Genomic DNA, 24,029 nt, shown 5'->3' with positions numbered 1-24,029 from the left:
CAAACTTCAAATGAAAGAGGTTGGCATGCATCTGAGAAATACATTAAAAATGTATTAGAAATAAATACAAGTGATGGCTCTTTTTGGCGTATTAATGGTAATCTACATCCTAATGGAGCCAGAGGATTAAAACACATTATTGAATCCCAATTGCAATAATTACAAAAACGTAACTCAAACCATTACTTTTTTGTTTTCCATCCTGCGTATCATCCAAGTTCCCTAACAAATTTGTTTTTGAACTTTCTCAGCGATCAGGTTCGAAAACAAATCTATTTTCGAACAGGCAGTCGGTAAAGTCGTCAAAATAATTTATTAATCGTCCTCGCCAACCTGAAAGTTGAAAAACGAATTATTTTTTCATTCCTGCAGACATGTAAGTCGAAAAACAAACTTGTTAATCCTTCTAGCAGACCTGCAGTTATAAAAACAAAAAGCTATTCCTTATCTCAACTGCAACTTATACGTCACCAAAGTTTCAAAGTCAGCAACAATATCCAGGTAACCACTTTTGCGATTGCCCACCGGAATAGTTAGCACCCATTTATCGCCTACACGAACGCCATTCACCTCCTCTATAAACCGTTGATCATTGAATTTATAACTAAAGGAATTCAGCTCCTCATCGGTAACAATTTCCACATTTATTACACCACCTCTTGCTTTGGTTATCACACCTCTACGGGGCGATTTTATCTCTATTTTTTTGCTGAGGTATGCTGCATGCACCAAAGGCGCATTTACAAACTGGCTCTCGCGATACCTGGTCAGTAACCATTGCGTATCGTCAGGGTAATGATTTAAAAAAAATAAATCGGGATTGGTTTTATAATAGACGGGATTAAACTTAGGCACGAACTCACCAAAGCGATGATTCACACTACCTGCCGCCCAGGTAGCATCCAAAAGATACCATTGGTCATTGAGTTTAACGACATTCCAGGCATGATCTGAAAAAGCAAGCTTGCGACCAATCTCCTGAGGCATAGTTTTAGAGTGACCAGAAATAACCTCACTCTCGATACCACATTCCAGACACAAAACGCGAAACAACTCCGAATAGCCCTGACAAACGGCCCTTCCTTCCTGGATAGTAGTTTCGGCCAACATCTCGTGAATGCGTCGTTCAATTTGACGACGCTCTTCTTCTGAACGATAGGAATAAGAAATACTCTTAGGATGTTTAGAATAATACGACTCTACATCGTACTCAATATTTAAAGCTATCCAGGTGAAGATGGCGGCAGCCCGGTCTTCGTCCGTTTTGAAATCTGCTTTTATCTGCTCAGCCAACGGTTCGTAATGCTCGTAGGAATTCGGATAAGTTTTAATTTTATCCTCGATACTTTGCTTTATCTGGGCCGATAAAAAATTCGTGAAACAAAATAGGCATACGAATAATTGGAGCTTTTTCATAATGTAAGGATGATTGGTTTATAACCCGAAACAAATAGTTCAGCTTACAAGATAATCTGTCCTACTATGAAAGGCAAGCTGTCAATTGAGCAACGCTTTTTTCACGTACACCCTCAGCTCCAATAGAGTGACTACTAAACGGGAAACTGAAAATAACAGTTTCTTCCGGCCTCATTTCGATGATATAACCAATACCCCACTGCCATAGATTTTTATCGTAGAGCTTTATTTTATTACTTTCTGTATCAATGTGCGATATAACAAAGCGCTTAGGTAAACTCTTGGCCAACCCTTCAAGACTTAAGCCCTTTTTATGTTGCAATTTATGATGCTTAACCACCGAGAAGTCGGGAACTTCCATATTGGGACTATCCATATATTCAGCAATGGGTTTGGACACCAACCACTGAACTAAGCTAACAACAGCAATAGTAAGCGTTGGCCAAACTAGTTGCACTAAAGTGTTATTTATACCTTTTTCGAACCAGTTAAACAAGATAGCATATAACACAATGGATAATGCCCATACAATAGTGGCTACAAATAAAATGTAATTTCGGATGTACTTTTTCATAGCTAGGTTCTTTTGTTCCCACAGATGACGCAGATAAACGCAGAAGAATAAACTATTTCATCAGTGATAATCAGCAGAAATTATTTTTAATTCAACTCCGCTTCTTTATCCCGTTTCAATAAATTATAAATCGTTGACTTACCAATATCCAGTTTGGCTGCCACCTTCAATACATTGTTATTATATTTCTTCAGAAAATGACGAATGATGGATTCGGTGTATTCTTTTAATGTCATTTCGCGGCCAAACATTTCCATTTCGCCCTGGGTGGAGCTATACACCACATGTTCCTCATCAATCACATTGCTATTAGTAAGCACCGCACCGAGTTCGACCACCGCTTTTAACTCACGTACATTACCCGGAAAGTTATATCCCAGTAGTTTCTTTTTGGCACGCGGGGTCAGTTCAATTTTCTTAAGGCCGTTTTCTTTGCAGAAGGTTTTAAGGAAGAAGTTACTCAATAACAACACATCTTTATTACGGTCTTTCAATGCGGGCAGATGAATTGGTAGTCCCAGCAAACGGTAATACAAATCCTCACGGAAATTACCTTTGCGTGATTCTTCTGCCAAATCTTTATTAGTAGCTGTTATTATTCGGGTATTGATCTTGATCACCGCATTGCCCCCTACTCGTGTAATCTCGCGCTCTTGCAATACCCTGAGAAGTTTCACCTGCAGATTAAAATCCATCTCACCAATCTCATCCAGGAAGACCGTTCCGCCATCGGCCTCTTCAAACTTTCCTTTTTTTGTATTAATGGCTCCTGTAAAAGCCCCCTTTTCATGACCAAACAGTTCGCTTTCAATCAGCTCGCGCGGAATAGCTCCCATATTCACCGCAATAAAAGGTTTATCTTTTCGCGGCGAATTATAGTGGATTGTTTTGGCTATTAATTCCTTACCAGTTCCTGTTTCTCCATAAACCGACACGTTGATATTAGGCACATTCACCGCTTTATCAATCAGCGCATACACCGCTTTAATGGCTGGGCTGTCGCCAATAATGGCATTTTTATAATCGTATTTATTCCCAATAACGGTCTTTAATTGGGTTATTTCATTTTTTAAAGACTTTTGCGTTTTAATATTGTTGATGGCATGAAGTAGGCGGTCTTTAATGTTTTCATCTTTTGTGATGTAATCATAAGCACCTTCTTTCAACAGCTGAACAGCTGTGGAGATATCATCCTGGCCAGAAATAACAATCACATCAATTTCCGGATTAAACTTCTTTATTTTCTTGAGAATCTCATTTCCTGTATAATCAGGCAAGCCAAGGTCTAGCGTCACCACATCCGGGTTGTCTCCCAGGTTCTTGATAAAGTCCTTACCATTAAAATAAGTGGTCACCTCATAATCAGGGTTGAGCTTTAAGGTATGCTCAATTAATTTGTTAAAAACCCTGTCGTCCTCAATAATGTTAATTCTCATAGCCAATCCGGTTCTTCATCTCCCAAACAAGTGCATCTGGGCTTCACATTCTGTAAATTTAAAAATTGTTTTCGCTCTATAAGGCTATTTTTGACGATTAATGAAATATTTTTGTCAAATACGAGTTTAATAGTTTAAAACGTTTATACTTAAATAAAAGCTATTATTTTTGAAAATAAAGACTTTAAGCAAGTAACGTTTCAAGTCTTTTATCTTAAATACCTAAAGTCGAGAAGAATTCATGATTCTTAAAAAGATTAGCATTATACTTATCCTGGTGGCGCTATGGGGCTGCAGCACTAAACGCAACACCTGGTTAAGCCGCAACTACCATAACCTGACTGCCTACTACAATGTTTACTTCAACGGCAGGGAAGCCTTTAACAATGGGGAAAAAGCTATCATTGAAGGCTATCAAAACGATTACTCCAATATTTTACCGGTCTTTGAAGCATCCGATCCTGATGCGGCCAGCATTGCAGGAGGCGATATGGATCGCGCCATTGAAAAAGGCCAAAAGCTGATAAAGAAACATTCCATTACAGCAAAACCTAAAAAGCGCTCAAAAAACAATGCGTATGCCGCTGAGTTTTATAGCAAAAAAGAATTTAATGTCTGGGTAGATGATGCCTACGTATTAATTGGCAAGGCACAGGTATACAAGCACGAGCAATCATTAGCGCTACGCACGCTTCAACAAGTCGTTCGCGACTTCCCCAATTCCGAATCGATGTATGAAGCACTCATATGGCAGGCACGCGCTTATACCGATAAAGGCGATTACATTGGCGCTATGGCTGCACTGGAAAGCTATGACTTGGGTGGCAATGCGCCTGCAGAGTTTTATTCCGACTACATGGCCACCTATGCCAATTTGCTAATGGTTCAGGAAAAATACATTGATGCCATTCCTTATCTTAAAAATGCATTAACCGACGAAAAGAACAAGCACCAACGACTTCGTTATTCCTACATTCTTGGTCAGCTTTACTTACTTGATAACCAACGACAGCAAGCAGCTGAATCCTTTGCATTCGTCGCCAAAGCAAGCACTGATTACGAGATGACTTTTAATGCCAAAGTAAACCAGGCATCCATCGTATATGCCAATGCCGATATCGAAGAAGTAAAAAAGCAGCTACACAAACTACGTAAAGATAAAAAGAACAAAGATTACCTCGACCGTATCTATTACGCTTTTGGTAAAGTAGCCTTGCAGGAAAATGATGAGCAGGAAGCTTTACGCAACTTCAAAAAATCGGTTAGTGCCAGCATTAATAACGAAAATCAGAAAGGTTTATCGTATCGCGAATCCGGCGAGATTTACTATTCGCGCATGGATTATGCCAACGCCTATTTTTATTATGACAGTGCTCTTGTTTCCATCGATGAGGATTATGAAAACATTGACGAGCTTAAAGAGCGTCATTATGGCTTAAGCGGTTTGGTCGATCACTTACTAACTGTTCAGCGCGAAGATAGTCTTCAGCGACTGGCAGATATGAGCGAACCAGTGCTGTATGCCTATCTGGATGATATTATTGCCGAAAAAGAAGCAGAACAAAAACGACTGGAAAAATTACAGAAAGAAGAAAGCATGAGCGATGCCTTCTTCTACCAAAATGCAGGTTCTAACAACACCTTTGGACAAAGTGGAAAATGGTATTTTTACAACCAGAACTCCATGGGAATGGGTAAAATGGAGTTTGAGAAACGCTGGGGTAAACGTAAACTGGAAGATAACTGGCGAAGAAAAGATAAAAGCAAAGTAGCTGACGAACAAGAAGAGCCGGATGATCCATTTGCTCTACCTGACGACCCATTTGCCGAACAGGGCTCAGAATCAATAGAAGGTGCACAAAACGAGCAAGAACAAAATGCAACAGTTCCTGCAAACGTGAATGTACCAACCCGTGAGCAACTTTTGGCCGATATTCCTTTGACCGAACAACAACGCAAGGCATCGGATGAAAAGATTGAAGAAGCGCTACTAGAGCAAGGCCTGGTATTTATGGATCGCCTGGAAAACTATCCAAAATCCATTGAAGCACTTGAAGATTTACTAAGCCGTTATCCTCAAGCTGAATCGCGCGATGAAGCCTTAATTGCACTCTACAATGCCTATCGATTAAATGGCGACAATGCCGGCATGCTGGCCACCAAAAACCGCATCGAACAAGAGTTTCCTAATCATCGTTTTGTGGCCTATTTAAATGACCCGGACTTCATCCAAAAGATTCAGGACAAAAAAGCACAAGAGTCGAAGGCCTACGAAGCTACCTATGAAGCCTTCCTGTTTGGCCGATTCGACGAGGTGATTGCCAACAGTAACATAGCCATTATAGAATCCAGTGAGGACAGCAAGCTCACCAATAAATATTATTTATTACGAGCTTTATCGTACGGTAAAAAAGGTGATACTGAAACATTTAAATCTGATTTGAACACCATTGTCAAAAATGATAAAGAAAGTGAAGAAGCTCAGTTAGCCGAAGCACTGCTCAAGCACCTGAGCGAAGGGAAAGCGCCTGTTCAGGGCACTTTATTTGCCGCAACTCCAAGCATTGCCGGTCAAAGCCAGCAACAGACTGCAGATGGCATTGACACCCCGGAGCAAAATGCCGGCTTTGTGTATGTTGAAGCCGAACCATACGAGCTTATTGTAATGGGCATCGACAAAGAGAACATAAACAGAGCCATATATAATGTGGCCGATTACAACTTCTCTCGCTACCTGTTACACGATTTCGAAATTCAGGAAAAACGCCTGTTGGATGGCTCACTTGCCCTAACAGTTTCAGGCTTTACCAACCGTGTTGAAGTTATGGATTACTTCTACGGCTTACGAGAGAATCCTCACTTCTTTGGGTTCGAACGCATCACCGACAACATTGTCTGCCTGTCAGCAAGTAATACCAGCAAGTTTTATTTATCCGGATTAGTAAAAGACTATATTGAATTCTTTGAGAAATACTACCTGCAACATGCCGATAAGACGGAATTGGAAAAGGTGATGCTCAAAGAAGAAGCTAAGGAGGAAGCGCCTGCAGATATTAAAACATTAAAACCGGAAGACACGCCTGCCGACAAAGAAGTTACTGAAGCTATTCCGACAGCTGAAAGTCAAACAGAAGAAAAATCGGTACAAGAAAATACAACATCACAAACGACCGCTGAAAAACAAAGTAACGATAAGGTTGAAAAGGAAATCGCAGCAGTTGTTCCTCCAGCTAAGGAAGTAACAACTGAAACGCCTGTCACTACACAATCAGAAGAGGCAGCTGAAGCAGTATCTGCAGAACCTGAGACACCATCCATTTATGCACAAACGACAGATGAAAAACACAGCGTTTTAGTCATCGTAAAGAAAACACGGATTGATTATAACAAACTGCAAAAAAGTTTTGCGTCCCATACGAGAAACAACTTCGGAACTGACAAAAAAGTGCAGTTGATCGACCTGGGTGCAACACATCGCATGGTTCAGATTGATGGCTTTGCCAATGCCGATGAAGCCAAAGCTTACATCAAGAGCATGGAGAAATATCCTTATCTAACGCGTGACATCGTTCGTAAAGAGCATTACATCTGGGCCATCTCCGAAAGTAACCTGAAAAAGCTGAACGAAACAGTTGACATTGAAGCTTATGATACTTTCTTCAAAGCGAATTATTAGTAGCTTTGTTAGTATGGTGTAGTTTTTGATGAGCAATACCGCCATAAAAAAAAGAAGACAGCTTATGAGTGAAAGTGGAATTAAAATATTGTGGGTAGACGATGAAATAGAACACCTGAAAGCTCACATTCTTTTCCTGAAAGAAAAAGGTTATGAGGTAGAAACAGCCACCAATGGCTACGACGCACTCGAACTGGTTAAAACAACCTTTTACGACCTGATATTCCTCGATGAAAACATGCCGGGCATAACCGGACTGGAGACCCTCTCGCAGCTAAAAGAATTGCGCTCAGAGGTGCCAGTTATCATGATTACCAAAAGCGAAGAAGAAGACATCATGGATCAGGCCATTGGCAACCAGATTGCCGATTACCTGATTAAGCCGGTGAATCCACGACAGATATTATTATCCATTAAAAAACATCTGGATAAAAAAGATTTAGTAACCAAAACAACCACATCGGGCTATCAATCGCAATTTGGACAAATCGCCTTAAAAATCAACGACTCATTCTCGCACGAGGATTGGATTGAAGTTTACAAAAAACTGATTTATTGGGAACTAGAACTGGAACAAGGTGATGGCGCCATGGATGAAGTGCTGAGCATGCAAAAAAATGAAGCCACGCAGACCTTTACCAAATTCGTTAAGAAGAATTACCTGAGCTGGCTGAACAATCAGGAAGAAGCGCCCCTGATGTCGAACAACCTGGTGAAAGAAAAAGTATTGCCGCTTTTAAAGCAGGGAGAAAAGGTCTTTTTTATCGTTATCGACAATTTTCGTTATGACCAGTGGGAAGTACTAAAGAAAGCCATTGCATCCGAATACCTGGTGGAAGACGACAGTCCTTATTACAGCATCCTGCCAACAGCCACACAATATGCACGAAACGCGATTTTCTCAGGACTGATGCCGTCTCAAATCAAGGAGATGTTTCCTCAATATTGGGTGGATGATGACAGCGAAGAAGGCAAGAACAAATACGAAGGCGAACTTTTAAGCACTCTGCTTGAACGTTTCCGCCTGAAGCACAGTTATGCTTATCGTAAAATTTCGGATAGCGATGCCGGTAAAAGCTTGCTAGATGAGCTTCACACGCTACTCAATAACGATTTAAATGCTATCGTCTTCAACTTTGTAGACATGCTGTCGCATGCTCGTACCGAGATGAAGATGATTAAAGAACTGGCACGCGACGAAGCCGCCTATCGCTCCTTAACACAATCGTGGTTTGAGCATTCTTCATTGAAAGAATTATTACGTCGATTGAAAGAAGAAAACGTAAAAGTTGTGTTGACAACTGATCACGGCACCACACGCGTGCAAAACCCGGTGAAGGTTATTGGCGATCGCAATGTCAATACCAACCTGCGCTACAAACAAGGCAAAAACCTGTCGTATAAATCAAAGGAGGTGTATGAAGTGCTTAAACCAGGTCAGGCTTCTTTACCTCGCTACAATGTATCGACGGCATATATTTTTGCCTGCAACAACGATTTTTTCGCCTACCCCAATAACTACAACCATTACGTCAGCTATTACCGCGACACTTTCCAACATGGAGGTATTTCGCTGGAAGAGATGATTATTCCGTGTGTGACGTTGAGGGGACGGAAAAGTTAAAGGCATAAACACTATACAACTCAATCTTCCCTTGGGGAAAGTGCCGCAGGCGATGGGGGAACAACATCCCGGCTCCGCTCAATGAACGAACTTTGAAGACAAAAAAAGAGACGCTCAACGAACGCCTCTTTCCTTTTTCGGTTACAATATAGGGCAGATATTAACCACATTTTGATGAACCACAGCTCTTACAAATCAAGCAACCTTCCTGGTAAATCAATTCGTCAGAACCACAGTTTTCGCAATTTCCCTTTTTAGCCTTTGTACCATCCGGCACATACTTTTTCAAGGCACGTTCCACACCATTCTTCCAGGTGTTTATCGACTCACTATCTAACTGAAGCCCAGCCACCAAATCAATAATACCTTCGATTGGCATCTGAAGACGCAGTACGCCAGAAATTAACTTGGCATAGTTCCAGAATTCTTTATCAAACTTGTGCGAAAGACCTTCAATAGTTGTTTTATAGCCTCGCTTGTTGGTGAATTGAAAATCGTAACGCGACACACCATCCTCATCACGACTTTTGATAATCTTACCACTCTGAACAGATTTCGGTAACAAGATACCATCCTCATCATCTGATAATCCGGTAAAGATCTCGTAAGGTTTACCATCAATCAAACCAACAAAGGCAATCCACTTTTCTTTATTATTCTGAAAACGCACCACATCAGCATCCAGTTCAGCAGGACGTTTTTTAGGAAATCCAGATACTTTTACTTCGTCTTTTTTATCGTTGGCTACCAACACTCCGGCACGACTACCATCACGATAAACAGTTACTCCTTTACATCCACTCTTCCAGGCTTCAACATATAGTTGACCTACCAACTCTTCACTCACATCGTTTGGCAAATTAATGGTCACACTAATGGAGTGATCCACCCATTTCTGAACACCACCTTGCATGCGCACTTTGTTCACCCAGTCCACATCGTTTGATGTAGCACCATAATATGGCGACTTAGCAACCAACTCATCCAATTCTTCCTGCGAATAGTTTTTAGCTGTCTCGTACCCATTGGCTTCCATCCAGGTCACAAACTTGTGGTGGAATACCGTGTACTCTTCCCAGCTATCACCAACTTCATCCACAAAGTCAACGCGCGTTTCCGGATCATTAGGATTTACCTTACGACGACGCTTGTAAACTGGTAAGAAAACGGGCTCAATACCTGAGGTCGTTTGCGTCATCAGACTGGTTGTTCCTGTTGGTGCAATGGTTAATGCAGCAATATTACGACGACCATGTTTCGTCATCTTCTCCTTCAATTGAGGATCAGCATCAAATAAACGGTTAACGAATGGGTTACTCACTTCCTTTGCAGCATCATAAATTGGGAAAGCACCACGGTCTTTCGCCAACTCAACGGACGAACCATAAGCAGCTAGAGCTAAGTTTTTATGCACTTCAATGGAAAATTCAACCGCCACATCAGAACCATATTGCAAATTCAAGGCAGCTAACATATCACCTTCAGCTGTGATACCAACACCTGTACGACGTCCTTCGTCAGCCTTCTTGCGGATATTCTCCCATAACTCACGCTCTACACGTTTAACGGTTGCACTCTCAGGATCTGATTTAATCTTATTTAAAATACCATCAATCTTCTCTAATTCAAGGTCGATAATATCATCCATGATGCGCTGTGCATAACCAACATGCTCACGGAATAAATCAAAGTTAAATTTCGCCTTCTCAGTAAATGGGTTTTCTACATATGAATATAAGTTCAAGGCAATCAATCGACAGCTATCGTAAGGACACAATGGAATCTCACCACATGGGTTAGTCGATACGGTGCGATAACCTAAATCTGCATAACAATCCGGCACTGACTCTTTAATAATCGTATCCCAGAATAAGATACCCGGCTCGGCCGATTTCCATGCATTGTGAACAATCTTCGACCAAAGTGCACTTGCATCAATATCATTGGTATAGGTCGGTTTTTTAGCACCTACCGGATAGCTCTGCGTGTATTTTTCACCATCAACCACGGCCTGCATAAATTCGTCGTCAATCTTAACCGATACATTGGCACCAGTTACTTTACCTTGCTCCATTTTGGCATCGATGAACGATTCTGAATCCGGGTGTTTGATTGATACACTTAACATCAAAGCTCCACGACGACCATCTTGCGCCACTTCGCGTGTTGAGTTACTGAAACGCTCCATAAACGGAACAATACCTGTTGATGTCAGGGCCGAGTTTTTAACCGGTGAACCTTTAGGACGAATATGCGACAAATCGTGACCTACTCCACCTCTTCGCTTCATTAATTGCACCTGCTCTTGGTCAACTTTCATAATACCTCCATATGAGTCTGATGGTCCATCATCACCAATTACAAAACAGTTGGATAAAGAGGCGATTTGATTATTATTACCAATTCCCGACATTGGTCCCCCCTGAGGTACGATATACCTGAAATTTTTCATTAAATCATACAACTTGGTAACGGTCATCGGGTTTGGGTACTTCTCTTCAATACGAGCGATTTCTCGAGCTAAACGCCAGTGCATTTCATCCGGGTTAGACTCATAGATATTACCATCCGAATCTTTTAAAGCATATTTATTAACCCACACGCGCGCGGCTAACTCATCCCCCTGAAAATATTCAAGCGATGCTTCAAAAGCTTCATCATAGGTATACGTTTTACTCACATTTTTAGTTTTTAGGTCGATTTCTTTAACTGCCATTTGCTCACAAAAATTTAAGACGTTGATAAAATGGTATTTAGTAATTTTTTATTCTCTCATTTCAGTTTTTCAAAGTTAGCAACGCTGCTTCTTTTGCGCAAACATTAGTTATCAACAAAAGCCAAAAGTTGTCCAAAACTTTTGGCTTTATCTCTGACTATCTTCTTTTTAGCATTTTGCAAATACCACTAAAGTTATCCAAAACGTTTTTTTACTAACAAAAAATTAAAAAAATCATTTTACTATTGGAAATTTTAAAAGCCTTGTAATTGCTGCAATTTTCGGTTTAAAGCATAATGCAATACCGAAATACATCTCTGGAAATTGAATGTTTTATCCAAAAAATGGAATCTTATCAACAGCTTTTCAAAAAGATAAAAATAAAAAAGCCGGCATTAGAAAATATGCCGGCTTACTTTCTGCATGTATGCCTGTTAGCTCTTAAACAAAAACTTCATTCATAATTTGGTCAGTTGCCCCACACATCCGATTCACATATTCACCTGCGCTCTTTGATGAAGCATCCAACAGTGAAGCATCATTCCAAAAGCTTTCTACTTGTTTAATGAACGCTTCTTTACTTTTAATTGAGAAACCGCCTCCTGCTTCGATTAAATCCCGTGCTTCTTTAAACTTTTTATAGTTAGGCCCAAAAAACACCGGCATCGAATAAGTAGCCGCTTCCAAAGTATTGTGGATACCAACACCAAAACCACCGCCAACATAAGCTACTTGCCCATACTTATAAATAGCAGACAGCATACCAATCGTATTGATGATTAAAACACGTGCATCAGATGGAGCAATTTCAGCCTCTGTATATTTGAAATAAGACACTTTTAACTTCGATTCGATTTGTTGAATGTGCTCATCATGAATTTCATGCGGCGCAATAATCAACTTCACCTCTTTATTCACATTTTGAATATAGTCAATCAGAATATCTTCATCAGGCGCCCAGCTACTGCCTGCGACAATTACCTGCTTCAAATCACCGACAAACCGTTCAACCACATCAAAATCCTTTGACTCCAGTGCAATATCCCGAACCCGATCAAAACGTGTATCACCTGCTACTGAATAATTGGAGAAACCTATTCCTTTCAGTAAATCACCTGATACTTCATCCTGTACATAGAATTTATCAAAGGCAGATAACATCTTTCTAAACCAAGCACCATAAGGCTTAAAGAAGGTCTGTTCTTTTCTGAAAATCATCGACACGCCAAAAACCGGTATGCTTCGCTTCGACAGCTCCCTTAAGAAATGATACCAAAACTCATACTTGATAAAGAAGACCTTTTGGGGATTAATTGCATCTAGAAATTGCCTTGCATTTCGTTTTGTGTCAGCTGGCAGGTACATCACATGGTCTGCCAAGTCAAAATTCTTGCGCACTTCATAGCCCGAGGGCGAAAAGAAAGTCAACACTATTTTATATGCGGGATGCTGCTCTTTTATTTTTTCTATAATGGGTCGTCCTTGCTCAAACTCTCCCAAACTGGCCGCATGAATCCAAACCACTTTATCATCAAGCTGTAATTCTTTTAATCGCTGAGCCGTTTCCTTTCGCCCGACATTCAAAAGTTTAGCCTTTTTATTAAAAGGAGAAACCGCTTTTATCGCTAAAGAATAAGTAGCAATGCCGATGTTATAAAGTAATGTCATTGATTTATTTTTTGGCAAAGATAGGAGAAGATGTTTGATTTATGATGGATGATTTATGATTTTCGATGTAGAACCTTACATACAACAAAGCCTGTCAACTTGCGTCAACAGGCTTTGTTTATATCATATTTTCAGATAATTATCCGCGAATTGCTTTTACTCCAGGAAGTTCTTTTCCTTCTAAGAACTCTAAAGAAGCACCACCACCGGTAGAGATGTGGCTCATTTTGTCAGCTAATCCACTCTTATTAACAGCAGCAACAGAGTCGCCACCACCAATAATAGAAACCGCTGAAGAATCAGCTACTGCCTGACAAACACCAAACGTACCCTTTGAGAAGTTAGGCATTTCGAAACATCCCATAGGACCGTTCCAAACAACTGTTTTTGCACCTGCAATCTCGGCAGCGTAAGCAGCTGTAGTTTTAGGACCAACGTCTAATGCCATGCGACCTTCAGGAATATCACAACCTACTTCCATGATGTCTGCATCGTCAGCAAATTTATCAGCCGCCAGGTTATCAACCGGCAACATGAAGTTAACGCCGTTTTTATCAGCATCGATTAAAATCTGTTTGGCTGTTTCAACCAAGTCTTCTTCAACCAATGAATTACCAACATTGTGACCCTGAGCTTTCAAGAAAGTATAAGCCATACCACCACCAATCAAGATAGTATCAACCTTAGTAATTAGCGATTTCAACACTTCTAATTTACCAGAAACCTTAGCACCACCTACGATAGCAACAAATGGCTTCTCAGCATTTTCAACTGTATCACCTAAGAACTTAATTTCTTTATCTAATAAGTAACCAGCCATCTTCTCGTCCATGAACTGAGCGATGATAGTAGTTGAAGCGTGCGCACGGTGAGCTGTACCAAAAGCGTCGTTTACATAAACGTCAGCTAATTCAGCCAACTGCTTAGCAAATCCCTCGTCACCTTTTGTTTCCTCATTGTGGAAACGTAGATTTTCTAACAACAATACTTCACCACCTTTAAGGTCAGCAGCCATTGCCTTCACCTCATCACCAATACAATCTGGTGCAAATTTTACATCAACACCTAAAGTAGCAGAAAGGTGAGCTACGATGTGCTTTAATGAGAACTCGGGCTTAGCCTCGCCTTTTGGACGACCTAAGTGAGACATTAAAATTACAGCTCCGCCATCGGCCAATACCTTTTTGATTGTAGGTACAGCAGCACGAATACGCGTATCGTCTGTAATCTCGAATTTATCATTCAAAGGCACGTTAAAATCCACTCGGATAATCGCCTTTTTTCCTGCGAAATTAAAACTGTCAATTGCAGCCATTTGTGTAGTGATTTTTATAATTCAACAATGAACCGCAAAGATAAAAAATTATAAGTGGTATTGTGATAAAAATCAGTATTTGAATTGCAATTTAAAATTCTTTAACGAAGAATTGCTTCAATTAAAAAGATGTCAAACAAAACTAAGCTTATATTTATACCAACCAGTAGTCTTCAATATTTAAAGCTCTTCCTGTTGCGAGAAACCAGCCATTCAACAAATCTTCTCTATTGTATAACATTGGCTCCTTCGTCTTCCAATCGTTTAATTGCCCTCCAGCTGCTTCAATCACAGCCTGACCAGCCGCCGTATCCCATTCCATGGTCGGCCCTAATCGCGGATAAATATGTGCTGAACCTTCTGCCACCAGACACATCTTTAATGAACTGCCACGCGACACCAGTTTGACATCTCCCTCTTTTTCTTTTAAAGCATTTATATAAGCTTCTGTTTCTTTTGAGAAATGACTCACACTGGCCACCGCCGTCATCACCTCAGGACTTTTCACAGGGAGCTTCTGCACCTCTAAACTGTCAATTAAGGATGATGACAACTCTATCCAGTCAGGTTTTAAGTTAGCTTTGAAAGCCCCATTTTCATCGCCCCAGTATAAGCAACCTAAATAGGGTGCAAAAACAACGCCCATTACCGGTTTCTGGTGTTCAACCAAAGCAATATTAACGGTAAATTCACCGCTGCGCTTTACAAACTCTTTGGTCCCATCCAATGGATCAACAATCCATAGCTTTGACCAATTCTTTCGTTCCTCATAAGACAGCTCCTCACCTTCTTCACTTAGAACCGGTATGTCGGTTGATTTTAAAAACGATGCAATAATCTGATGACTCTTCAGGTCTGCCTCGGTTAATGGCGAATCATCACTTTTTAGGCGTACACCAAAGTCATCGAAATTGAAAACGGCCATTATTTCTTTACCAGCCTGTAAAGCCGCCTCTATGGCTAAAGCAGTCAATTCATTCATCATCTCTCAATTATTTTGAAAGTGGCTTTATCTGTCAATGACAAGGTTCTTAAATCAATATTCTGAAGTATCAATATTCCAGGATTGGCTCCTTCTTCCAAAACGCCCCACTTGCTTTCTTTAAGTATTTTCGCTGCTTCAAAGGTATACTTCATTATACAGGTCAATAAAACCTTGTTCTCACCTGCCTTTAAATCTTCCTGAATTGTCTCCCATGCAGAACGATACTTCCATTTGTCAAGCACTGCCTCACCTTCTTTTATGCGAAGAACCCCATTTACTTTTGCCTGAGTCTTCACTTGCAAATCATATTTTTCAATTGAAGCCACAAAGCCAGGTATCAAAATTCCAGGAAAATATTCCAGTCCCGGCTCTTCTTTAAACGCATCACCCAATTCACGAATATGAATAATAGTGCCAACTTCATCCAATTCGATTATTGGCCGTTTCCCCAGTGTTCCATCAGGTTTCAGATAGTAATGAGCACTTATTTTTCGCATTAATGCAATTCTATTTCTTCAGCACCCACAGTAGGGATAAAAGTCATCTTCACACCATCAATACTTACTTTTGATTGAGTAGTCGTACCATGGTCAAATAAGAATCCACTCACGTTGATTAACTCTTTACTCTTAACCACTCTGTGAGAAATATTACCATTTACTTTATTAAATGACTTATGAATCTGATAGTAAACCGTATCAATTGTACTATCAGCATAGCAGGCAATCATCTTCATTTGCGCACTATCTAAAAAACCACCTTCCGTAAACTGATAGGCGGCATATAATCGAAGAATACCATTGCTTAAAGAATCAACTTCAACATTAAATGGAATTCTATTGTCAAGCGAATCTTTGGGATCGAAAGGCAACTCAAAGGAGGTTGAGTCCTTCCACAGTTCAGTTTTACCCGGCAACTTAGCTAACGTTTTACGCTCATCTTTTTCTTTGTTGACTTTATTTTTTAACTCGGCATCCCGACGACTCAAAATCTCTATCACCTCCTCGTATACATCGGAAAGCACAGTCGGATTGGCCGAATACCATGACATGGCTGTATCAAACTCCGCTTTTGTCATTTCATGCTCATCCAGCACATATTTGTAATATCCGGATACTTTATCTTCCTTACTCGAGTTATAGGATAAACGCGTTTGCCCCAACACACTTTCTACCTGATAGATATCCGCTAACACCTCCGCCATTTTTTCTTCCCCGGCAATGCCTCTGGGCACCCTAGGACGAGTAGAGCAACTTAATAGGGCAACTAATACTATAACAATACTAAAATATCTATACATAGCGTCATATTTATTTTCCATCAGCCCTAAACATGGTGCGTATGGTCTTTAGGATAAGTACAAAATCCAAACGCAATGACCAATTGTCAATGTATTCCAAGTCCATGCGCATCCAATCTTCGAAGGACACATCATTGCGATTTGGTGAAATTTGCCAGATACAGGTAATCCCAGGCTTCATAGACAAGCGACGTAATTGCCAGCGTTCATATTCTCTAACCTCTGCAGGCACTGGAGGACGAGGTCCTACTATTGACATATCACCCAGAAGCACATTGAAAAACTGTGGCAATTCATCTAAGCTGGTTTTTCTTAAGAAGTTACCTATGCCGGTAATTCTTGGATCCCTCGCCATTTTAAAGGCCGGCCCATCCATTTCATTTTGCTCCATTAAAGCAGCCTTCAATTCCTCAGCATTGGTCACCATCGTTCTGAATTTATACACCCAGAATTTTCTTCCGCGCATACCAACACGCTTTTGTTTGAAAAAGATGGGACCTTTAGATGTCATTTTGATCGCAATGGCAATGCCAATAAAAACAGGTGAAAAAATAGTAATAGCAGTGAATGAAACCAGAAAATCTATTACACTTTTGACTTTCAACATCAAATAATCCATTGGTGTATTTGATATTGTTAGTACAGGTGTTGTATCAAAATAGTGCAAATGTGTTTTATTCGTCAGCATATTAAAGAATGGTGACGACATACGAAAAACAACCCCGAGTTCATTACAAGAGGTTAATAAAGTCATTATATCTTCCATTCGCGCCTTTTCCTGACAATAGATGACCTCATCAATGGTCTTATTCTCTATAATTTTACCTACATCGGTATCCTCAGGCAGTATGGTTACCACATCACCCATTCGTTCCTTCAATTCCTCATCTCCTACAACACCGATTATACGATAACCCCATTCTTTATACTTAAGCACCTGATTAATAAAGGTCACAGCTGACACATCTCCAACAATCAGAATGTTTCGCGAATTATAGCCCCTGCGACGAGCACTTTTTATGTAAGTAAAAAAAATGACTTTTAGACTAAATAGCATAAATGCACATACTCCCCCAAAATACATTAAAGGCGTTATACCAATATAATGAAGATTAAAAGTAAACACAGCCAAAGCTAATACACCCACCCCCATAAGTGTGGCACCAATCACATTGAATAGCAAAATTGAATAGGGGCGAGAACGATATATTTCATTCGCTCTGAAAGCCTTAGAGAGAAAAAACCACAATCCAAGTACAACAAGATGCAAAATGATTGAATCCTTATTGCTTAAGAATGTGTATTGTCCGAAGTATATATAGAAAGCAATATCTAAAGCTATCCAGGCAATTAAAGCATCAAAAACTGCCAAAAAATTATAAACAACTCTTTCTTTTTCTTTTAGCATTCAGTGTGTATGTTTATTTTATATTTTAAGTACTACACAGGATAATCCCAAAGAATCTTATCCCTCATACATGATATCTACTCTTAATTCAACCAACAAAAATAAGCAAATAGCTCAACAAAAATGATTCCTACCCTTATTTCTTTATCGATGGTGCGTAAATCACACTTAACTGTCCTCCCGTTGAATCGTAAAGCTGCCCCGAATCAATGGCGAGTTTAGCGCTCAATTGGAGACCATCTAACCACGGCGTATCCCAACTCAATTCAAGCATGGAATACAACTGCTTTTTACTCTCTGTGAAAAAATACTCTTCAGTACGCGTCCAGCTAGAACGACCTCTGAATGCTTCACCATAGGTTCCTTTATTAATGGCATAAGTCGATTTAACACGATACCTCAGTTGGGGAAGAATAACCCCTTCGGCACCAATATGAAAACCATTCACCCGGTTGTTATAGAAATTTACCTGACCATATTCTTCCCATGAATTAGCATATTTCCTAACCTTTTCAGCCGTATGATAAAGGGCTGTTCCCATGTTCATTCCGTTATAAACCCATCCATTGTAATACGAGCCATTATTCATATAATCATCACGCCCGCCATATTGATGGCCTTCATTCAATCGGATCTCCAATTCGCGCATCACTCCTTCTTCCGTCCAGCCAGTTGTTCCTTCTGTATCCGGGAAAAGCGCATGCATAAACCCATCAAAATCATCTTCTATATCCCTCATCCAAATGATTGAACCTGCACTGTGCCCATTGTAATCGACCGGATAAAGTGGATCCGGAATACCATAACCTGATTGATAATCAGTTTTAAATACTTCGACCGACAAACCCGTTAACCAGTTTAATCCTTTGGGATGAGCTAAAACACCAAGTATGTAATCTTTATTATCCCCATTGTATATTTTTAGACCAGATCCATCTGCAAAAGGCTTTTGCCAATAGAACTGTAGATTACCAAAGGCATTCTCCCAAGTAAATCCGAAGTCCCACATTCCCATATGCGCTCCTGCCGCATTGGTTTCTTCTCCACCTCCAAGTGTGGCAGAGCCACTGGCCGTAAAAGTCGCCCAAAAGTCGATGGGAATTTCTGTTCCATTGGGTCGCGTACCTCCAAATAAAGCCGAGTGCACTAATCCGGCATAAGGTTGTATTTTTGTATTGCCCAATCGCATGTAAGCAAACTTCTCATGCAGTAACACATCATTGGCACTATTACTTTTCTCAATACGATCATCATTCAACCATCCTTGAGACATACCACCTTTTACTTCTACCCAGTTTTTGGTAAAACCAAGTGGCAGATAATCAAATATACCAACTGTAATACGTGGTACCGGTCGAGCATTCGAATTCATCAGAAACATACCGGAGCTCAACTCATCGTTAATGATTATTGGCGAAAACTGTTCTTTGCCAATCGTAAAATCCACAAACCAAAAGTTTCCTTTTACAAAAGCTTCCTGCAATGCACTTTCGGAGTAATCAAAATTAACCAAGCCTCTAAGTCCCGCCGTCAAATTAAATGTTTTAGTCTGCACCAAACTGTATTGCGCTCCCAGTTCAACAAGACCTTCTGAAGAACCAAATTGGTCAAACTTTCCCCATTGGTTGGAAACTAACCACATGGGGCGAATATCATTTGATGAGCTTATCAGGAGTAAGGAAGCATCGTATTCAAATGTCTTCTCCTGAGCAGGAAGCTCACTAAAAAAGAACAGTAATCCAATAAACAATGTAGTTATGGGCTTTCTTATTTTCATCTTTGAAGTCAATTCTGTTTGGGTATATAAGATTCGTTTTCGCTGCCAAAGATACACATTTAAATGGGCGCCCTTTATCTGTCGTTATTAATAATTATTCTGTTACAGAACACACAACAACTCACTCTAAGCCTATCTTTTTTATTATATTCGCAGCACAAATTTTAAATATATTAATCATTGAGAAACCTACTATTTTTCATACTATTAACCTTACTAGCTCCCCGTCTAATTTGCGCACAGGTTTCTACCCAATTGGACAAAACAAACCCAAAGCACACGTATCTTACAGCGCGATTTCATGGAGGATTAGTGGTGCCCCACCATGCCAACATGATGTATTTTATCGAGGATTTCTCTGGTGGTTTTGAAATAAGCTATGGTCGCTCACTATTCTCAAAGGAGAGCTGGGAAAGTTATTTTAATTACCCTGAGATTGGCATTGGCTTTTATTATGGTACGTTTGGCAATCGGGACATCTATGGTTCCGGGTTAGCTCTTTTCCCTTATATCAACTACAATATCCATAGAAGTAAAAAATTATCCATTCAGAATAAAGTGTCAATGGGCATTGGCTATGCCACTAAACCTTTCGACATTGAAACAAACACTTACAACACGGTTTTTAGTTCACACCTGAATGCTTATATAGGATTGGCTCTATTAATGGATTATCGCTTAAGCAAGCACTTTTCGTTAGCCAGCAGTCTTTCGCTTACCCACCTTTCAAACGGGGCTGCACGAAAACCCAACCATGGCATTAATACTTTAACTGCCAGCATAGGTGCTAAATATCATTTTAACGAAAATCCTACGCCAATTCTCGAAAAAATTGAAGCACCTAAAAGCAATGAGCGCGACATCATTATTGTTGGAAGTGTTGGAAGAAGCCAAAGTACGCCTTATAATGAATCCTTGTATTGGAATGGCAGTTTGAGCATTAGCCATTTATGGCACCTTAGTAAGAAACGTGCCATTGGGGTTGGTTTCGACCAATTTTACTCCGAAACAGCCCCCTATAGCTGGGAAGCCTACGAAGAGTCTGATGAAGAGGTCAATTTCTCAACCCGTCATTATTTGTTTAACGGGCTTTTTACCTCGTATAATGTTTTCCTGGGCAAAACAACTTTATTTGTCAACATTGGCGCTTACCTGCACACCAATATCAAACCACCACAACCTATTTATCCGCGAATGGGAATCAGACACTATCTGACTAAAAATTTAATTGCTAATTTTAGTGTCAAAGCTAGTTTCTTCCGTTCCGAGTTCCTGGAATTTGGATTGGGTTATCGCATCAAATATAAAACAAAAGACAAAGCTTAATGAACCCCTTATTCAAATACATATCGCTTTCTATAGTATTGATTCTGGCTCTTACATCCTGTGAATACATTGATAATTTAACAGATGAAGGTGAGATTATTCAATCCTCTCAAACTACCGGAACCATTCAGAATATTGTGATTGACGCTCCTGTACGCATTGCGCTTCATAACAATGAAAGTGATGAAATACTTATAAAAGGGAACTGTAGGCTAGTGGATGGTCTTGAATTGGTAACAGACAATGAAATGCTAACCATTAAGCATAGTAAAAAGTTCTATATCCAGAAAAGTAAGCTGATAGAATTAGACATTTCAGCCAAATATTTAAAAGGAATAAAAGCTAATATGGCTTTCGAATTAATTGCTCCTGAAACTATCCATACGGATAACTTTATAATGACAATAAACGGACGGGCTAAGTTTTCAGAAATTGAACTTGACATTAACTGCAAAAAACTTACAATTAACATTTATGGCAATAATAATATTGGCAACTTTTACTTTTCGGGAAATACGATTAGCTCGTATTTCACTTTGGAGGGAAGTGTGAATATTGATGCATTAGACTTAGTATGTGACAAAACAATTGTAAAGCATAGATCGATTGGAAGCTGTAAAGTTTATCCATCAGATAATTTAACTGTTAAAACCTATTCCTCTGGCGACACTTTTTACAAAGGAAATCCTGTTATCCAGCACGAATATATCAAAGTGCCCTATCTTAAATGCAGCGGTCAACTCATCAAGATCGACTAACACATTCAACCCATGAAGAAGCCCCAAGTAAGCTTATTTTTAACCACTTATAACTGGCCTGAAGCATTGAGTTTATGCTTGCAAAGCATCGCCAGCCAATCGTTATTACCCAATGAAGTAATTGTGGCCGATGATGGCTCTGGTGATGAGACAAAAGCAATTGTTGAAAAGTTTCAAAACAACTTCCCATGCCCACTTATACACGTTTGGCAAGAAGACAAAGGCTATCGGATTAATACCATCAGAAATCAGGCCATTAAAAAGACATCTTTCTCGTATATCATCCAAATAGATGGTGATATCATTTGTGATAAAGATTTCATCAAAGACCATATAAGTTTTGCCCGTAAGAATCGATTTGTAATTGGCAGAAGGGTGAATATTAACAAAGCGCAGACGAATCATTTCTGCCAAACTGTAAAATTCGATGGTATCAACAGCTTTCGAAATAAAACCATCGCCATTTTGCATCAGCAACTATTATATAACCACAAAACAGTAAAAGGGGTACGGGGTTGCAACATGGCCTATTGGCGCGATGATGCCTTCAAAGCGAATGGTTATGACGAAAACATGACCAGTAAGGGACCTAACGACAAAGAATTTGCTGTACGTCTGGTTAACAATGGCATTAAAGCATACAACCTGAAGTTTTATGCCATTGCCTATCATCTGCATCATGGCGAAGAAGGCTTGCGCACCAACTATAAAATGCTCAAGCAACTTTACGATGAAGCATTGGCAACCAATAAAAAAGTATGTTCTAACGGTTTAAAACAGCTATAATGAACATTCTCTTTGTATGCTCGGCCAAAGCCTGGGGTGGTAATGAAAAATGGACATCCATGGCCATGCAGGCACTCTCTAAAAAACATCAAATTTTCTTTATTGGTAAATCAGAGGCTTTACTGAACAAATTTGGCCGGCACAATAGAGCTATCACCTTACCGTTTCGCTCTTACTTTGACCTGGTCACTTTTCGGAAGCTCAAACAGTTTATCAAGAAGCATCAAATCGATTTAATTGTCAGCACTAAGAAAAAGGAATACTTTCTATGTGGCATTATCGCTCAACAAGGCGGGTGCAAACACCTGATACGATTGGGCGTCAGTCGTAAAATGAACATTCCTTTCTGGCACCAACTCAACTACAAGACACTAAATGACGGCCTGATTGTTAATGCTCATTATCTTAAAAAAGAGCTAAAACAATATCCGCTATTTAAAGAGCATCCCATTCATGTTATTTACAATGGTATCCCTGGTTTTAACACCAAGAGTGAATTACCTGTAAGGCAAAACCATGAAAAATTCATAATAGTCAGTAGCGGACGCATCACCAAACAAAAGGGTTATGGTCTGTTGATTGAAGCGATAGCTCAACTCGATGAATCAATAAAAAAACAATTGGAAGTTCGCATCATTGGAGAAGGACGCAATAAAAAGGCATTTGAAGAGCAAGTTAAAGCACTAAAACTGGAGCAAGTGATTCATTTTCTCGGTTTCGTTCAGCAGCCTACTGACTTAATGAAGGATGCTGATTTATTTGTACTTCTATCTGAACGCGAAGGCATTTCCAACAGTATATTAGAAGCCGTAACATTGGGCATCCCTGTCCTTTCAACGGATACTGGCGGCATTAAAGAGCTGATTGAGGATGGCAAAACTGGTTTTCTTATCGACAGGGAAATAACAGCCATCACCGGTAAAATAACTGAATTAATCCACAACAAAAATACAATTCATCAGGTTGGTAAAGAAGCATATCAATTACTACGACAGAACTTTGCCTTTGATGTATTTGAAAAGAATATTTGTGCATTATTTAATGATATTTTTAAATAAACAACCTTTAATTTCAACCGTACCAACTTGAAAATAAAAACCAAACTATCTTATTTACAGTCCACAAAACTGTCATTGTGCGCTATTTTGATAACTGATGCGACTCAAGGTTTGGAACTTAATATTCAATCAAAAGGGATTTCATCCCTAAAACCCTGACTTCCTTTTCTTTTCTTGATAAAAGAAAGGAAGCAAAGAAAATCAAG

General features: G+C 39.8%; 17 protein-coding genes. 6 read left to right on the top strand and 11 right to left on the bottom strand.

Annotated elements, in window-relative coordinates; translation table 11 throughout:
• Window positions 1-444: 444 nt before the first annotated feature.
• The 3 genes from J1N10_RS18130 to J1N10_RS18120 all read right to left on the bottom strand — a co-directional run bounded on the left by J1N10_RS18130 (window position 445) and on the right by J1N10_RS18120 (window position 3,426).
• Complete coding sequence (locus tag J1N10_RS18130) at window positions 445-1,416, bottom strand: transglutaminase domain-containing protein (RefSeq protein ID WP_262328151.1); 972 nt, start codon at window positions 1,414-1,416, stop codon at window positions 445-447.
• 64 nt (window positions 1,417-1,480) lie between these two features.
• The gene (locus J1N10_RS18125) at window positions 1,481-1,990 is read right to left on the bottom strand and encodes a hypothetical protein (RefSeq protein ID WP_262328150.1); all 510 of its coding nucleotides are present in this window, start codon (window positions 1,988-1,990) and stop codon (window positions 1,481-1,483) included.
• Between the two features lie 86 nt (window positions 1,991-2,076).
• The gene (locus J1N10_RS18120) at window positions 2,077-3,426 is read right to left on the bottom strand and encodes a sigma-54-dependent transcriptional regulator (RefSeq protein WP_262328149.1); all 1,350 of its coding nucleotides are present in this window, start codon (window positions 3,424-3,426) and stop codon (window positions 2,077-2,079) included.
• A gap of 241 nt (window positions 3,427-3,667) precedes the next feature.
• On the opposite strand from J1N10_RS18120, the gene porW reads away from it, so the two are divergent.
• Window positions 3,668-7,102, top strand: coding sequence for a type IX secretion system periplasmic lipoprotein PorW/SprE (gene porW / locus J1N10_RS18115; protein ID WP_262328148.1), 3,435 nt, complete (start codon window positions 3,668-3,670; stop codon window positions 7,100-7,102).
• 64 nt (window positions 7,103-7,166) lie between these two features.
• Window positions 7,167-8,726, top strand: coding sequence for a T9SS response regulator signal transducer PorX (gene porX / locus J1N10_RS18110; protein WP_262328147.1), 1,560 nt, complete (start codon window positions 7,167-7,169; stop codon window positions 8,724-8,726).
• A gap of 160 nt (window positions 8,727-8,886) precedes the next feature.
• Here porX and J1N10_RS18105 read toward each other — a convergent pair whose 3' ends face one another.
• From J1N10_RS18105 to J1N10_RS18070, 8 genes are all read right to left on the bottom strand, one after another.
• On the bottom strand, window positions 8,887-11,442 hold the full coding sequence (locus tag J1N10_RS18105) for an adenosylcobalamin-dependent ribonucleoside-diphosphate reductase (RefSeq protein ID WP_262328146.1): 2,556 nt from the start codon (window positions 11,440-11,442) through the stop codon (window positions 8,887-8,889).
• A 441-nt stretch (window positions 11,443-11,883) separates the two neighbouring features.
• Window positions 11,884-13,110 (bottom strand): 3-deoxy-D-manno-octulosonic acid transferase, encoded by a 1,227-nt coding sequence (locus tag J1N10_RS18100; RefSeq protein WP_262328145.1) that lies wholly within the window; start codon window positions 13,108-13,110, stop codon window positions 11,884-11,886.
• A gap of 139 nt (window positions 13,111-13,249) precedes the next feature.
• The gene (locus J1N10_RS18095; RefSeq protein WP_262328144.1) at window positions 13,250-14,425 is read right to left on the bottom strand and encodes a phosphoglycerate kinase; all 1,176 of its coding nucleotides are present in this window, start codon (window positions 14,423-14,425) and stop codon (window positions 13,250-13,252) included.
• 154 nt (window positions 14,426-14,579) lie between these two features.
• Window positions 14,580-15,410, bottom strand: a complete 831-nt coding sequence (gene cysQ / locus J1N10_RS18090; protein WP_262328143.1) for a 3'(2'),5'-bisphosphate nucleotidase CysQ — start codon at window positions 15,408-15,410, stop codon at window positions 14,580-14,582.
• On the bottom strand, window positions 15,407-15,907 hold the full coding sequence (locus J1N10_RS18085) for a hypothetical protein (protein WP_262328142.1): 501 nt from the start codon (window positions 15,905-15,907) through the stop codon (window positions 15,407-15,409). The genes cysQ and J1N10_RS18085 overlap by 4 nt, the downstream gene beginning before the upstream one ends.
• Entirely contained in the window at window positions 15,907-16,710 is an 804-nt protein-coding gene (locus J1N10_RS18080; protein ID WP_262328141.1) for a DUF4296 domain-containing protein, read from the bottom strand. The genes J1N10_RS18085 and J1N10_RS18080 overlap by 1 nt, the downstream gene beginning before the upstream one ends.
• A gap of 10 nt (window positions 16,711-16,720) precedes the next feature.
• The gene (locus J1N10_RS18075) at window positions 16,721-18,118 is read right to left on the bottom strand and encodes a sugar transferase (protein ID WP_262328140.1); all 1,398 of its coding nucleotides are present in this window, start codon (window positions 18,116-18,118) and stop codon (window positions 16,721-16,723) included.
• A gap of 136 nt (window positions 18,119-18,254) precedes the next feature.
• Window positions 18,255-19,895 carry a capsule assembly Wzi family protein gene (locus J1N10_RS18070; protein WP_262328139.1) on the bottom strand — a complete coding sequence of 547 codons (1,641 nt, stop codon included), beginning with the start codon at window positions 19,893-19,895 and terminating at the stop codon, window positions 18,255-18,257.
• A 333-nt stretch (window positions 19,896-20,228) separates the two neighbouring features.
• Here J1N10_RS18070 and J1N10_RS18065 point away from each other — a divergent pair, with 333 nt between their 5' ends.
• The 4 genes from J1N10_RS18065 to J1N10_RS18050 are packed head-to-tail and all read left to right on the top strand — an operon-like array spanning window position 20,229 to window position 23,823.
• Window positions 20,229-21,221, top strand: coding sequence for an acyloxyacyl hydrolase (locus tag J1N10_RS18065; RefSeq protein WP_262328138.1), 993 nt, complete (start codon window positions 20,229-20,231; stop codon window positions 21,219-21,221).
• Window positions 21,221-21,979, top strand: a complete 759-nt coding sequence (locus J1N10_RS18060; protein ID WP_262328137.1) for a DUF2807 domain-containing protein — start codon at window positions 21,221-21,223, stop codon at window positions 21,977-21,979. Before J1N10_RS18065 ends, J1N10_RS18060 begins: the two co-directional genes overlap by 1 nt.
• 12 nt (window positions 21,980-21,991) lie before the next feature.
• Window positions 21,992-22,765 carry a glycosyltransferase family 2 protein gene (locus tag J1N10_RS18055; protein ID WP_262328136.1) on the top strand — a complete coding sequence of 258 codons (774 nt, stop codon included), beginning with the start codon at window positions 21,992-21,994 and terminating at the stop codon, window positions 22,763-22,765.
• On the top strand, window positions 22,765-23,823 hold the full coding sequence (locus tag J1N10_RS18050; RefSeq protein ID WP_262328135.1) for a glycosyltransferase: 1,059 nt from the start codon (window positions 22,765-22,767) through the stop codon (window positions 23,821-23,823). Before J1N10_RS18055 ends, J1N10_RS18050 begins: the two co-directional genes overlap by 1 nt.
• Window positions 23,824-24,029: the final 206 nt, after the last annotated feature.

It is taken from the genome of Carboxylicivirga litoralis, from assembly GCF_025499605.1.
Taxonomy (GTDB): domain Bacteria; phylum Bacteroidota; class Bacteroidia; order Bacteroidales; family Marinilabiliaceae; genus Carboxylicivirga; species Carboxylicivirga litoralis.
The sequence above is the reverse complement of the archived record's forward strand: the minus strand, read 5'-3'. Positions and strand labels throughout refer to the sequence as shown.

Bases quoted from the DNA above. Each gene is read 5' to 3' on its own strand.
- J1N10_RS18130 (WP_262328151.1), bottom strand. From the start codon at position 1,416: ATGAAAAAGCTCCAATTATTCGTATGCCTATTTTGTTTCACGAATTTT.
- J1N10_RS18125 (WP_262328150.1), bottom strand. From the start codon at position 1,990: ATGAAAAAGTACATCCGAAATTACATTTTATTTGTAGCCACTATTGTA.
- J1N10_RS18120 (WP_262328149.1), bottom strand. From the start codon at position 3,426: ATGAGAATTAACATTATTGAGGACGACAGGGTTTTTAACAAATTAATT.
- porW (WP_262328148.1), top strand. From the start codon at position 3,668: ATGATTCTTAAAAAGATTAGCATTATACTTATCCTGGTGGCGCTATGG.
- porX (WP_262328147.1), top strand. From the start codon at position 7,167: ATGAGTGAAAGTGGAATTAAAATATTGTGGGTAGACGATGAAATAGAA.
- J1N10_RS18105 (WP_262328146.1), bottom strand. From the start codon at position 11,442: ATGGCAGTTAAAGAAATCGACCTAAAAACTAAAAATGTGAGTAAAACG.
- J1N10_RS18100 (WP_262328145.1), bottom strand. From the start codon at position 13,110: ATGACATTACTTTATAACATCGGCATTGCTACTTATTCTTTAGCGATA.
- J1N10_RS18095 (WP_262328144.1), bottom strand. From the start codon at position 14,425: ATGGCTGCAATTGACAGTTTTAATTTCGCAGGAAAAAAGGCGATTATC.
- cysQ (WP_262328143.1), bottom strand. From the start codon at position 15,410: ATGATGAATGAATTGACTGCTTTAGCCATAGAGGCGGCTTTACAGGCT.
- J1N10_RS18085 (WP_262328142.1), bottom strand. From the start codon at position 15,907: ATGCGAAAAATAAGTGCTCATTACTATCTGAAACCTGATGGAACACTG.
- J1N10_RS18080 (WP_262328141.1), bottom strand. From the start codon at position 16,710: ATGTATAGATATTTTAGTATTGTTATAGTATTAGTTGCCCTATTAAGT.
- J1N10_RS18075 (WP_262328140.1), bottom strand. From the start codon at position 18,118: ATGCTAAAAGAAAAAGAAAGAGTTGTTTATAATTTTTTGGCAGTTTTT.
- J1N10_RS18070 (WP_262328139.1), bottom strand. From the start codon at position 19,895: ATGAAAATAAGAAAGCCCATAACTACATTGTTTATTGGATTACTGTTC.
- J1N10_RS18065 (WP_262328138.1), top strand. From the start codon at position 20,229: ATGATGTATTTTATCGAGGATTTCTCTGGTGGTTTTGAAATAAGCTAT.
- J1N10_RS18060 (WP_262328137.1), top strand. From the start codon at position 21,221: ATGAACCCCTTATTCAAATACATATCGCTTTCTATAGTATTGATTCTG.
- J1N10_RS18055 (WP_262328136.1), top strand. From the start codon at position 21,992: ATGAAGAAGCCCCAAGTAAGCTTATTTTTAACCACTTATAACTGGCCT.
- J1N10_RS18050 (WP_262328135.1), top strand. From the start codon at position 22,765: ATGAACATTCTCTTTGTATGCTCGGCCAAAGCCTGGGGTGGTAATGAA.